The sequence below is a fragment of the bacterium genome (assembly GCA_035505375.1).
In the GTDB taxonomy this organism is placed as follows: Bacteria; Hydrothermota; Tepidihabitantia; order Tepidihabitantales; family Tepidihabitantaceae; genus UBA2258.
Map to the genome: position 1 here is coordinate 1 of DATJQV010000023.1, position 13,432 is coordinate 13,432.

The window sequence follows — 13,432 nt, forward strand, 5'->3', positions numbered from 1 at the left end:
ACCCGGCCTCAACTTCATCGTGCCGTTCATCGAGCGCCTCATCAAGGTGGACATGCGCGAGCAGGTCGTCGACGTGCCGCCGCAGGAGGTCATCACCAAGGACAACGCGACGGTGACAGTTGATGCCATCATCTACTACGAAGTGACCGATCCGGTGAAGGTGCTGTACAACGTCGCCCAGTTCCGGCTGGCCACGATCAAGCTGGCCCAGACCAACCTGCGTAACGTCATCGGCGACATGAGCCTCGACGAATCGCTCACCTCGCGCGAGCGTATCAATGCCCGGCTGCGCGACGTGCTGGATGAGGCGACCGACAAGTGGGGAGCGCGGGCGACCCGGGTCGAGCTGCAGCGCATCGAACCGCCGTCGGACGTGACTGAGGCGATGCACCGTCAGATGAAGGCGGAGCGCGAGCGACGCGCCGTGGTGCTCGAGGCCGATGGCATCAAGTCGGCAGCGATCCTCAAGGCCGAAGGCGAGAAGCAATCGAGAATCCTGCAGGCCGAGGGTCAGGCTTCGGCCATCCAAAAGGTTGCCGAGGCCGACAAGTACCGGTTGCTGACGGTTGCCGAAGGCGAGGGACAGGCAATCGAGCGAGTATACGGCGCCATCCACAACGGGAATCCGACTAAGGACCTCATCACCATCAAGTACCTTGAGGCGCTGGCGAAGATGGCCGACGGCAAAGCGACCAAGCTGTTCGTGCCCTACGAGGCCTCCGGAGTCATGGGCAGTCTCGGCATGATTGCCGACGTGCTCAAAGAGAAGAAAGAGGAGCCGGAGACCCCAGCCAAAGGGTAGGCGTCTGATATCGGGACCGGCGGCGTCGGGGCTTGAACCTGCGCCGCTGGTCGGCACAATGGGCACACTTTGACGGGTACAGAGCAGAACGGCCGGTCTATCGGGTGGCACCAGTTGACCACTGATGCGGCGTTGGGGCGCGTTGAATCCCGGCCGGACGGTCTGACCGCGTCGGATGTCGAAGCCCGCCGCGCTCGTTTCGGGCCGAACGAGCTCGTCGAGCGCGGTGCGCGTACGGTCTGGCACATTCTCTTGGAGCAACTCAGGTCCGTCATGGTTATCGTACTGCTCATCGCTGGCGTTATCTCGCTGGCGCTGGGCGAGCTCACCGATGCAATAGCCATTATCGCCATCGTCCTGCTGAATGCGATTCTCGGTCTGGCGCAGGAGTACCGGGCGGAGAAGGCGATGCGGGCCCTGAAGTCGCTGGCGGTTCCGGTAGTGAGGGTGCGACGCGACGGGCACCTGCTCGAGGTCTCGGCTCGCGACGTAGTGCCCGGCGACGTGGTCCTGCTGGAAGCGGGTAGCCACGTACCGGCCGACGGACGACTGCTCGAAGCCGCCAACCTGCGGGTGCAGGAAGCGACTCTCACCGGGGAATCGGAACCGGTCGAGAAGCACTCCAAACCGGTAGGCGGCACCGACGTCGCGCTCGGCGACCGGCGCAACATGGTCTACATGGGTACGGCAGTCGTGGCCGGGCGTGGCGCGGTCCTGGTCACGGAAACCGGGATGCGGACCGAGCTGGGCCGCATCGCTGAGATGCTGCAATCGGTGCAACGGGAGTCGACGCCGCTGCAGAATCGGCTGGAACAGCTGGCCAGGGGGCTGGCCATAGCCGCGCTGGTCGTCGTCGCCATCGTATTCTGCCTCGGCATGCTGCGCGGGGAGCCGTTCCGACTGATGTTCATGGTTGCGATCTCAATGGCCGTTGCCGCGGTGCCGGAAGGTCTACCCGCGGTCGTGACCATCGCCCTGACCCTCGGGGCCCGCCGTATGCTCGCGCGCAAGGCGCTCATCCGCCGGCTGAACGCGGTCGAGACGCTCGGTTCGGTGACCGTCATCTGCTCAGACAAGACCGGTACCCTTACCGAAAACCGAATGACCGTGACCGCGCTGGCCGTGGCCGGGCACCACCTCGAAGTCACGCCGGACATGGATCTCCGTTCACCCTTGCTCGACTGCGGACGCGCCCCGGCGCTCACGCTGCTCCTGGCCGGTGGGGCGCTCTGCAACGACGCGCTGATCGAGCGCGACGATGCGGGGCGGACGCGCGTCGTTGGTGACCCGACCGAGGGTGCGCTGGTTACCGCCGCTGACCGGTTCGGACTGGCCAAGGCCGAACTGGACTTGGCGCTGCCGCGCATCGCGGAAGTGCCCTTCTCATCCGAGCGGAAACGGATGTCTACCGTCCACCGCCTGGGTGAATTGAAGGCGACGCCGAGCGGGCGTTGCATCGAAGAAGCGCTGGCCGACGTGCGTCCGGGCGCAAGCCACGTCGCTTTCACCAAGGGAGCCGTGGACGTGATGCTCGGACTGTCACAGTCCGTCTGGATAGAAAACCGCGCCGAGCCGCTGGACCCGACCTGGCGCGCCCGGATAACGGAGTCGAACGCCCAGCTTGCCGGCAAGGGAATGCGCGTCTTGGGCCTTGCCTTCCGGGCAATGGCGGAAGCTCCGGCCTTCAACAGGGACAGCGAGGTCGAGCAGGGGTTGGTCTTTGTCGGGCTTGCCGCCATGATCGACCCGGCCCGACCCGAGGTGCGGGATGCGGTCAGCGAATGCCGGACCGCCGGCATCAGGCCGGTGATGATCACCGGCGACCACCCGCTGACTGCGCGCTACATCGGCTCGGAACTGGGTATCGAAAGCGCGGCATCGGTCGTCACCGGAACTGAGCTGGCGCGGATGGACGGCGCGGAACTGGCGAGCGTGGTCGGCACAACCGCGATCTACGCCCGCGTCGCGCCCGAACACAAGTTGCGGATTGTCGAGGCGCTCCAACAACAGGGGCAGATCGTGGCCATGACCGGTGACGGCGTGAACGACGCGCCGGCGTTGCGCAAAGCCGACATCGGCGTGGCGATGGGCGTTACCGGTACGGATGTGTCCAAAGAAGCGGCCGACATCGTCCTGCTCGACGACAACTTCGCCACCATCGTGGCCGCCGTGCGGGAAGGCCGGGCGATATATGACAACATCCGCAAGTTCATCAAGTACGTGCTCTCGGCCAACGCGGGCGAAATCTGGGTCATGCTCATCGCTCCGTTCCTTGGCATGCCGCTGCCTCTGCTTCCATTGCAGATACTCTGGATAAACCTGGTCACGGACGGGCTGCCCAGTCTCGCCCTGAGCATCGAACCGGCCGAGCGCGACGTAATGAGGCGGCCGCCGCGCAACCAGAAAGAGAACATCTTCGGCGAGGGCCTGGGCGTGTTTATCATCTGGGTCGGCTTGCTGATGGCGGTCGTGTCTCTCGGAATGGGGTTCTGGTCCTGGCGTGGCGGGGATCCCGGCTGGCGCACCATGATTTTCACGGTCGTGACCATGTCGCAGCTCTTCCAGTCGCTTGCGGTCCGGTCTAACCGGGACTCGATATTCCGCATCGGGTTCCACACCAACCCGGCCATGCTCGGCACGTTCTTCGTGACTCTAGCGCTGCAGATGGCGGTCATCTACCTTCCGTTCCTGCAGGGCATCTTCAGGACGGTTCCGCTCTCGCCACGAGACCTTGGTATCAGCTTCATCCTGAGCACGAGCGTGTTCTGGGTGGTCGAGCTGGACAAGCTCGTCGCGCGAGCCATCGACCGGCGCAGGCGGCCGGCCGACGCAGCGGGATAGCGTTGAGCCTGTTGCAGAAAGAAAGGAGGAGCCGCGGCTCCTCCTTCTTTGTACTTCTGGTTGAAGTTCAGCTGACGTCGACCGTCACGATGACGTCGAAGGCAGCGCCGTTCCACGTGCCGACGAACTCCAGTGAATGCGTCCCGGTGGGCATGACGCCGCCGCCCTGCAGGAAATAGGTGTCGGAGTCGTACGATGTGCCTGCGGTTTTGGCGCCCGGGGCGGGCACATCGTCAATACTGCCGAGGCTGGGGAAGGTAATCGTCAGCTTGGTGAGAGCAACGTCGTAGTTGAATGAGTAGCTGAATTTGGTCTGAAGACCGCCGTTCAGACGCTGTCCCGTGGCCGTGATCTTCAGCTCCTTGTAGATGAGCATCTCGATCTTGCCGACGTCGGTCGTCTGCCCCTTCAGGACCGTGACCTGCGTGCCGCCGTGTCCCGGCGTGTAGGTGCCACCATGGACGCCGACGATATCCTTATCGCTGATTACCCCGTCACCGTTCAGGTCCTTCCACGCAACCAGATAGTAGTAGCCCTCGACGACGTTCTTGAACTCGAAATCGGATGAGTCGAGGACGCCGGTCTTGGAGGCGACGGTCATGACTGGGTCACCGGTCAGGTCGGCCTTCTCGTACAACGCCACCTTCGTGTTCTGCACGTCACCGGTCTGCCCCGGCTGCAGCAGCAGCGTGCCAACCAGCTTCGTGGTTTTGGTACAACTGCCCAATAATGCCACGGCGGCAACGAACGCGAACAGTACGACTTTTCTCAGCATCGAGCCTCCTTGTTCTTCGTTGACTTCGGCCTCGTTCGGTCTTGCCTGCTAGGCTCGTGGATACACATCGAGCCATGCCTGCGTATCATCTTTTCCGGATTGTAACACGTTGAAGTGGATGGTCAAGGTTTTTCGTGCCTGAACTTAGTCGAGGCCGGGTAGACACTCGTCGCGCCTGCGTTGGCTGGATTCAGGGAAAGACAGCAGCTCTTTTCAATGGGCGGTCGCAGCACCGGTCCGAGCGGGCGAGTCCGAGCGGGCGAGCTTGAAAAGCAGGGGTCAGGCAGGTATTATCAGGACGTTGATTCCCGCGCTGCTTCTGTGTCTGGCGGGCCAGCTTCACAGCGGCGATACACTTGAAGCGGTCAAGTTTGAGGGCATGCATGCCTTCGGCCCTCGCGTTCTCGCGTCGCTGGTCATGACCCAGGCCAGGAAGCCGTCGAGCGAAATCCAGCTCAGCAACGACATCGCGGTCCTGGAGGCATTCTACCACAATCAGGGTTTCCCCTCGGTCGAAATCGAAAGGCAGGTCACGCGCGGCAAGCGCCGACCGGTCGTGACGTTCAACATTACCGAGGGCCCGCGCACGCGGGTGAGCGCGATAGCGATCTCGGGTAATTCGTCGGTCGGGACGGAACGGCTGCTGAAGGAGCTGTCGGTCAAGCCCGGGCGGTTCTTTTCGCAGGCTGAGGCCGACCAGAGCAGCGGTGCGCTTGAAACCTACTATCTCAATTCCGGCTACCCGTATGTCCACGTGAAAACGGAGATCGCCCGCACGGACTCGCTGGCCACGCTTACGTTCGACATCAGCGAAGGCCAACTTTGCCACGTGAGTGACGTGCGGGTACGCGGTAACCGGACCGTGCGCGCAAGGACTGTGCTCCGAGCCTCGGAGGTCAGGCGGGGCGAGCTGTTCAACCAGGAGCACCTGCGCGAGGCACAGCGACGCCTGTATGCAACCAAGCTGTTCTACCGCGTGACGTACTACGTCATGGCGGAGAGCAGTCCGGGGACCGATTCCACCAGGCGGGAGATTCCGGATAGCGTCGTTGTCCGGTTCGACGTGGTCGAGCAGCCGTATCGGGGTGTGGCTTTCGGCGCCGGGGCCGAGGTCCCGCCGACCCGGGCAATCGTGTCGGCTAGCTGGGAGCACGACAATGTGTTCAATAGCGGCCACACGCTGATGATTGGCGGCGAGGGTGGCCCCACGCTTTCCCCCTTTGGGGACTATCGGCTGGCTTTTGATGGTACGTACCGGGTGCCATATCTGTTGTTGACGCGGGTTGACTTTCAGACCCATCCCTACTTTTCCTACGAGCGAGTTGACACGAATCGGTTGCGGGAAATAGGAATCGAGACCGGCATGAGCCGGAGCTTTGTTCCTCAGTTCACTGCCGGCCTCACCAACCGGCTCAGGCTTATCTCCGATACCGCGTCCGGCATCACCAGCTCGCTGGTGCTGACCGGTCATTATGACACCCGCGACGACATCTTCGACCCCAGCCAGGGGTTGTCCGCCCAAGTCGCGGTCGAGGGCGCGGGCGGGCCGCTTGGCGGCGAGAACGACCTCTACAAGCTGACCGGAGACGTACGATGGTATCAACGGCTGGGTATCGTGCCGCAACCGCTGGAGCAGGCGAGCGGCGACTTCGTGGTGGCGGTGCGCGCCATGGCCGGCAGCGTTCGTCCGTTTGGGAAATCAGATTCGGTTCCATACTACGAGTCATTCACCCTGGGCGGCGGCAATAGCCTGCGCGGGTACGGGGACCGTTCCATCGGGCCGGATACTTCGACCGTGGCTGGCTACCGCTATGGCCCAACTGTGGTCAACGGGAATCTTGAGTTGCGGTCGCCTTACATAGCACGCCTGGTCGGGCTGGTGGTATTCGGCGATGTTGGGGGCATGGCAAACGACCTGCGCTCACTCACGTACGAATACAGCGCGGGAGCTGGCATACGGGTAAAAACCCCGGTTGGGCCGGTTCGGCTCGACTGGGGCAAACGCCTGCGGAATCCGCCGGGAAACGACAAGGGCCAGTTCTATCTGGGGCTGTTGCATGCGTTCTAGCTTCTGGCGCATCCTGGCGGGAATCCTGATTGCGCTGGCCGCGCCGATTGTCGTTGTTCTCAGCCTCGCCGTGCTGATATTGTCGGTGGCGCCCGTGGGCAGGTACGCGCTCAGCCAGGCGCTGGTGCGAGGCGGGCCGCGGTTCGGGCTTGACGTGAGGTTCGGACGCGTAGAAGGCAATATCATGCGGAGCATCACATTTGATGACCTCGTCCTGAAACTCGGCCCTGATTCGCTGCGGGTGAAGAGGCTCTCTCTGACCTACGACCCGTGGGCTTCCATCGTGCACCGCAGCTTCTCGGCATCCGCGGCCAGCGCGTTCCAGCCCACGGTCTTTGTCAGCTCCAAACGGTCCGAGCCGCCCGGTCCGAGCAGCAAGAACCAGTACCCGCCGCTCAGGATCGGGCAGTTCAGCCTGTCCGAGGGCAGCGTGTACGTTGACACGGCTGAGCGCCTTGACTCGGTCAGCCTCACGCTGAATCTCGTGTCAGCACCGGTGCAGATGCTGATGCAGGTGTCCGATGTCAAAGCGCGCCTGAGCCGCGAACGGGTCTCGGTCAGGAACCTGGCGGGCAGCGCACGGCTGACCTCGGATTCGCTGGTAGTGACCGACCTTGTGGCGAAGACCGCGGCCTCTTCGTTGCGGGCGGACCTCAGGATGGCGTTAAGCTCCGGCGGCGTGGCGGCACGGGTTGAGAGTCTGTCCGTCAGCCTGCCGGAGTTGATCTCGGCGGTCCCGGTCGGGCAGAAGGCCGGAGCGGCGACTGCCGGGCAGCGCAGCGCGGTCCAGGGCCGATTCCGGCTGGCGGGAGGCGTGGGGCTGGAGAAGAACCAGCCATCGGCAAACGTGCGGTACGAGGCCGATGGACTCGTGTGGCAGGCCATCCGCCTGCCGGCAATCAGCGGCAGCCTGGACCTGGCGGATTCGGTCGTGCGGCTGACAATGTCCGGCGCGGATTCCACGCTCGGCAGCGCCGACGTGGCCGGGCGACTGGACCTGCGTAGGCTCGACTTCTCCGGCTCGGCGAAGCTGACCGGCGTCCGGGTGCGGCGGTTCGGTTCATCGGTGCCGAACGTGAAGGTCGATGCCGAACTGGCAGTCTCGGGTCGCGGATTCGACTCGGTCGCCGCCAACGTTACGGCCAGCGTACCTGACCTGGGTGTCGAACGGCTGGCAGCATCCGGCACTTATCTCCGGTCCGGCCAGCGTGCTTCGGTAGAGCAGTTTGAACTAAGTGGGCCGGTCGGCGCCGTCTCGGGCCACGGGAGCTGGCAGAACGGTAGAGTCGAGGCCGATGTCCGGATGGACAGCTTCAACCTCGGCATCGTGGCAAGACTTGAATCGCTTCCTTTGCAGGGCCGGGTCTCCGGCACCGTCACCTTGGCCGGTACTGCCGACACCATTCAATCGACTTCCGAGCTGTCGGTCTCGCGTCTGTCCGTGGCCGGCTTCAGCGCGACAAGGGCGCGGGCCGATTTCACCGTGGCGGTCGGACATGAGCTTTCCGGGCGGTTGCAGGCCGCGGTTGACAGCGCGAACTACAGCGGCACAGCAGTTGACTCAGTCCGGCTGAATTGGCAGGATAGTCAGTTCAGTCTCGGGGTTTGGCGTCCCGGGCTTCGGGCCGCGGCTGACGGCAGCGCCCGACTGGCGCGCGATGGCATCGGCATCAACGTCGCCGCTCTCCACCTTGTCGCCGGCCGGGAGTCGCTGGCCTTCAGTAACATAGTGCAGGTCTCTCTCCAGCGCGACTCGCTCAACGTGCAGGTTGCCGCCGAGGGGTTCGCCGGTGGAGACGTGCACGCGACAATCGCGGGCGCAGCCGGGAAGCCGCCGCGCGTTGACGCAGCAGTGAACCGGCTGGACCTGGCCCGGCTCAAGGGCATCTTCGGCATCGGCCTGGAGATGTCCGGCACCGTGAGTCTCGCGGTCAGCGGCAGCGACACGTTCCTTCTCTCGCTGGATGCTGATAAGCTGAACGTACCGGACGCTGACGTCCAACTGAGCAAGGTCGAGGGCAAGCTTCGCATCGGCCGAACGCGCACCGAAATCGACCATCTATGGGTTGTCCATCTGGACAGCAGCGCGGTTTCGGAAACCAGCGTGGTCAAGGGCTCAATCGACTACAAGACCGAGGGCGGATTCGAACCCGGCGCTGCCAATCTGCAGGCGAGGCTGCGCAACCCCGGAGCCTGGGTTGTGTTCTATCTGAAGCCGACGATTGAATTCAGGCAGGGAGGAATATACGGCGACCTGACGGTAAAGGGCAATCTGATGGAGCCGATGTTCGATGGTCGGGTCCGGATTTCGACGGCACGGCTCGGCGTTCCGGTGCTCGGGACTGTATTTGACCGGGTAAACGCTGAGCTGGTATTCGACCACAACCGTATCAACGTCGAGAAGCTCTCCGGCAGGTCAGACCACGGCACGGTAATCGTAACCGGTTTCGTCGACATCGGGCGGCAGTGGCAGGCTGATTCGCTCCGATTCCATGGCGATTTCAACGGCACGACCATCAACCCGATGCCTGAGTTATATGGCGTGATCGGCGGCAGCCTCGATGTCGACTGGACGTTGGGCAGACCCTACTCGTTGTCCGGCACGGTCAACGTCCAGGAAGCGCTGATCTCGTTCGGTTTCGGCCAGAGCGCAGTGACCGGCGTCCAGGATACGCTGCTCGTCTACGATGTCCGGGTGAAAGGCGACCGCAACATCTGGTTTCGCAATCAGCTCGCCGACATTGAGCTCGGCTGCGACCTGACGGTGCACCAGACGACCAAGGACGTGCTCTACTCGGGCGAGCTGACTTCCCGGCAGGGCACCATCTACTACCTTGACCATACCCTGCGCGTGGACAGCGGTTCGGTGACGTTCAATGGTATCCACACATTGAACCCGGACTTCAATGTCGAGGCTGAGATGCCGATTCCCGCCGCGGCGGGTAACCAGGGCTTGCCGAACAAGATCACTCTGGCGTTGACGGGCACGCTTGAACAACCGAGCTTCGCTTTCAGTTCGGACCCACCCGGATGGGATGAGAGTGCGATTATCTCCTACTTGACGCTAAGCGTCACTCCGGGAGACGCTTCGTCATTCGAGAGCAGGGACGCAGTCACCAGGCTCTTGTCTCAGCGTTTGCTCGGCTACTTCCAGACTCAGGTTGCCAAGCGGGCACGCGGGTTCGTCAATCTCGACTACCTCGAAGTCGAGAGCGGATTACTGACCGGCACCGAGGCCAGGGTTACGGTCGGCAAGTACGTCGGCCGGAACCTCTACGTGTCTTACACGCAGAACTTCGAGGGTAATCTCGCTCCTTCCTTCCGCGTCGAATACTATATCAACCGCAAGAATGAACTCGTAGCCGAAGGCACTGCCGACAGCCGATATCGGAACTCGCTTCGCTACCAGCTTAAGCTCCGCTATTGACCCATGGATAATTGACGATTGCCGAATGACGAATTCCGAATGAATCGCCAGTCGCCAATCGCCCATCGCCAATTCTGCAACGTCGCGATACCGCATACGCGACTCGACCGGCTGACCTACGAGTTTGAACCGCAACGATTCCCCGAGCTTGCGCCCGGCGACTGCGTGCAGATACGCCTTCGCGGGAAAAAGGTCAAAGGCCTCGTGCTGGAGATGCTGACCCGCAGCCCGGTGCCGACGACGTTGCCCATCGAGAAGCTGATAGAGCCGCGTCTGGTCCCTGAGCAGCTTCTGCACCTGCTGGGCTGGGTGGGTGCGTACTACTTTGGCCGCATGGGCGAGGTCCTCGGTCTGGCCCTGCCGCGCGGCATCTGCGGCTACGGGCTCAGGCGAAAGACGAAGGCCGGGCCGAGCGGGGGACAGCCGGTTCTTGTCTCCGACGTCAAGCCTTCGTCCTTCGTCTTTCAACCCTCATTCTCGGTGTACGTCCACGCCGGCCGTGATGCGCGAGAGGACGTCCTCGCCAGTTTTGTCGCGCAGGGACTGGAACGCGGGACGGTGATAGCCCTTATGCCTGAGTCAGACACGGCGCTCTGGGCGGACGTGCTGCGCTCAAGGACCGGAATCGAGCCGATCTCTTACTTCGGGGACCAGAAGGCATCGGAGCGAAAACGGGTCTGGCGCGAACTGTGCCGGGATGGACGCCGGCTCATCATCGGCGTACGTTCGGCCGTGTTCGCGCCGGTGCCGGACCTTGCCGGCATTGTCGTTCTGGAGGAGCACGACAAGGTCTTCAAGGAAGAGCGACATCCTCGTTTCAACGCCCGCGACGTGGCCATCGCCCGCGCCCGGTTGACGGATTGTCCGGTGCTGCTTTCCGACCCGACCCCCTCGGCCGAGACCTGGCTGAACCTCCGCAACGGACAGTACCGGGCAGCACAGGAACAGGTTGAGGCTGAGGTCAAGGCCAAGGTTGAGACGACGCCCCTTCCTGAACCTCAACCTCAACCTACGTCCGTCTGGTTGCCTGATACTATCGTCGTTGACATGCGTAAGCACCGGGATGACGTACTCGCGCCGGTGCTGGTGAACGAACTCAAGAACGCGAGTGCTGCCGGTGATTCTGCGGCGTTGTACATAAACCGACGGGGTCTCAGTCGCTACGTCGTGTGCCGGGATTGCGGCAGCCCGCTCTCCTGCCCGAAGTGCGCCGTCTCGTTCGTACTCTTCGCGAGCGGAAACCTCTCCTGTCCATACTGCGGACGGACGGCGGTCGCGCCGGAAACTTGCCCGGCCTGCGGCGGACCGGACTTTCGATTCAGGGCGCCCGGCATCGAGATGGCGGCAGGCGAAGTAGGCCGGCTGCTGCCTGACGCGAAGGTCGTCTCGGTCATGACTGAGACCGTTCGCCAACCTCCATTGGAACCCGGTTCAGTCATCGTCGGAACTCGGGCGCTCCTGGGCTTCCCGTGGCCGGAATGCGTGAAGGTGGTCGCCGCCCTGTCGGTTGATGCGGACCTTTGCCTGCCGGACTTCCGGGCGCGCGAGAGGACGTTCCAGGTCCTCTCGGCACTCTCACGGCGCGCGGCTCAGCACGGAGCCACGTTCGTGCTTCAGACCAGGCGGCCGGAGGACATGGCGGTACAATGTGCGGCCGCCGGGGAAGTTGCGCGCTTCCTCGACGTGGAACTGAAGCTGAGGGAGGAGTTGGGGTTCCCGCCCTATCGCCGGCTTGCGCTCATCGAACTCAGCGCGCGGAGCGCAGCGAACGCGGAGAAGCGCGGAGAGTGGCTGTGTCGGAGACTGGCCGGCGTTCGGGACGTAGAGGCGTTAGGGCCGGTGCCGGTGCGCGGAAGGACCGGCGCCGTTCAGGTCATGGTCAAGGTGGCCCGCAACGTGCGTCTGGACCGGCTCGTGACCATCGCTCAACTCGAGGCCGACGGCGTCAGAGCGAAGGTGGACATCGACTCGCTAGACACGCTATCCTAAGAGACAACCGAGGTCGGATGGCACCAGTAAGAAGCCGGAAGTCAGAGGTGGCGGAACAGGCGGCGAATCCGAGGTGCACGCCGGTAACCGCAAACTGGAAACTGCAAATCCGCTTGAAGACGCGTTCTACTTGCCGGCACTCAGGCGAGCGGCGTTCTCCCTGACGGTCTCCCAGTCTCTCGGGTAGGCATTAGTATCCAGCAGCGTTGCCGCCTCGCGGTACGCACCTCCGGCCGCTGACGTGTCCTTGAGGACCGCGTACGCCACGCCCGCGTTGTTTGCCACATCAGCCTTGAGCCCGCGCGCAGTGTCCGGCAGGTCGCGTAGCGCATGCGAATAGTACACAATGGCGCTGTCTTGAAATCCCCTGCTCTGAAACAGCCAGCCGACGTAGAACTCGATCCGGGGAGCAATGCCGCTGGGGCCGGAGTCCCTGGCCAGGGATTTGCGGAAGGACTGAAGGGAACGGTCGAGGTTGCCCGCATCGTAGTTGCAGATGGCCATGTAGGCGTCAATTGCCGCCGACTCGGGTCGGGTCGCCCGGCTCAGAAGCTTAGCAAGAGCCGCCAGCGCGTCGTACCAGCGCCGTTGTAGGTAGAACGAATCCGGCCCTTCGAGCCGCGCGGTCAGCCCGGTGGGGAACAGGACGCGTGTGCTGCTGTCGAGGGTTACGTCGCCGAGCATCCGGGTAACCGAAAGAAGGTCGGGCTTGGCGTCGACCAGGAACGGGACCGGTGCGGGCTCGGAAGGCGGCCGGGTCAGTGCTCCGACGACCAGCATCGCCAGCACGACCGCAACAATGACGACGATTCCCCACGAAACAACGCCGCCGGGGATGCGGAACTTCTTCGCCGGCCGCGGCTGCCGGATGTTCTTCATTTTCGCCACGCAGCATCTTAGCCGTCCGCGTCCGGATGTCAAACCGGCGGCGGGTGGAGAATTACTTGTCTGGGATTCGGAACGGATGCGACGGCCGAAGGGCCGGCGCGGAGCTCTGCAAAAAGCGACGAGCGATCGGCGACGAACGTACTGACAATGGCCGGGCGGGTGCTATGGCTCCGGCTTCACGCGTTGACTTCCGTCTGCGCGACGAGGAGGGTTTTCGGGTGACCCCTTACGAGTGACACAGATATGATGATGTCATAAAGCCATGGGGGGGTAGTTGTCTGCTTCTGTCAACACGCAGGGTGGGGTGACGATAGCGTCAAGCATCCGCTTGACTCGGATTCTCTGTCGTCCTAGAATTCCGAGGTTGGTGCTGGCACCGTGTGACCCGCTCCAGCTTCATGATGGGCGGGGCCAGCACTGAGCGTAGAGTTGCCGTTGGGAGGACCTGCAAAGGAGTACAATGGGTTGCGCAGGATTTCGGAATCAGGACCGTCAACTTTCGTCGTCCGAGCTCCAGGCAAGAAGTCTGCCGATACTGCTGTGCGCGCTGGTGCTGGGGACGTTCCTGGCGTCAGCGGTGCACGCCCAGGTGGCAGAAGGCTACATCCAGTTGCCGGACAGCTTCGGTCCGCTTCTGCCGCC

General features: G+C 63.2%; 8 protein-coding genes. 6 read left to right on the forward strand and 2 right to left on the reverse strand.

Annotated features, from left to right (window positions below):
• Window positions 1-802, forward strand: an 802-nt coding sequence (locus VMH22_03370) for an SPFH domain-containing protein (protein ID HTW90725.1), incomplete at its 5' end; no start/stop codon positions are given.
• Window positions 803-871: 69 nt separating this feature from the next.
• The gene (locus VMH22_03375; protein ID HTW90726.1) at window positions 872-3,643 is read left to right on the forward strand and encodes a cation-translocating P-type ATPase; all 2,772 of its coding nucleotides are present in this window, start codon (window positions 872-874) and stop codon (window positions 3,641-3,643) included.
• A 67-nt stretch (window positions 3,644-3,710) separates the two neighbouring features.
• On the opposite strand, the gene VMH22_03380 is transcribed toward VMH22_03375, so the two are convergent.
• Complete coding sequence (locus VMH22_03380; protein HTW90727.1) at window positions 3,711-4,418, reverse strand: hypothetical protein; 708 nt, start codon at window positions 4,416-4,418, stop codon at window positions 3,711-3,713.
• Window positions 4,419-4,719: 301 nt separating this feature from the next.
• On the opposite strand from VMH22_03380, the gene VMH22_03385 reads away from it, so the two are divergent.
• Genes VMH22_03385 through priA form a run of 3 tightly spaced genes read left to right on the forward strand, consistent with a single transcriptional unit; the run spans window position 4,720 to window position 11,902 of the window.
• Window positions 4,720-6,486, forward strand: coding sequence for a BamA/TamA family outer membrane protein (locus VMH22_03385; GenBank protein ID HTW90728.1), 1,767 nt, complete (start codon window positions 4,720-4,722; stop codon window positions 6,484-6,486).
• A complete protein-coding gene (locus VMH22_03390) occupies window positions 6,476-9,913 on the forward strand; it encodes a translocation/assembly module TamB domain-containing protein (protein ID HTW90729.1) in 3,438 nt (1,145 codons plus the stop codon). The genes VMH22_03385 and VMH22_03390 overlap by 11 nt, the downstream gene beginning before the upstream one ends.
• Before the next feature lie 39 nt (window positions 9,914-9,952).
• Window positions 9,953-11,902, forward strand: a complete 1,950-nt coding sequence (gene priA, locus VMH22_03395; protein HTW90730.1) for a primosomal protein N' — start codon at window positions 9,953-9,955, stop codon at window positions 11,900-11,902.
• A 126-nt stretch (window positions 11,903-12,028) separates the two neighbouring features.
• On the opposite strand, the gene VMH22_03400 is transcribed toward priA, so the two are convergent.
• On the reverse strand, window positions 12,029-12,790 hold the full coding sequence (locus VMH22_03400; protein ID HTW90731.1) for a hypothetical protein: 762 nt from the start codon (window positions 12,788-12,790) through the stop codon (window positions 12,029-12,031).
• A 460-nt stretch (window positions 12,791-13,250) separates the two neighbouring features.
• Between VMH22_03400 and VMH22_03405 the strand changes: the two genes are divergently transcribed.
• Window positions 13,251-13,432: hypothetical protein (locus VMH22_03405; protein ID HTW90732.1), on the forward strand; the 182-nt coding region annotated here is incomplete at its 3' end.

Bases quoted from the DNA above. Each gene is read 5' to 3' on its own strand.
- VMH22_03380 (HTW90727.1), bottom strand. From the start codon at position 4,418: ATGCTGAGAAAAGTCGTACTGTTCGCGTTCGTTGCCGCCGTGGCATTA.
- priA (HTW90730.1), top strand. From the start codon at position 9,953: ATGAATCGCCAGTCGCCAATCGCCCATCGCCAATTCTGCAACGTCGCG.
- VMH22_03390 (HTW90729.1), top strand. From the start codon at position 6,476: ATGCGTTCTAGCTTCTGGCGCATCCTGGCGGGAATCCTGATTGCGCTG.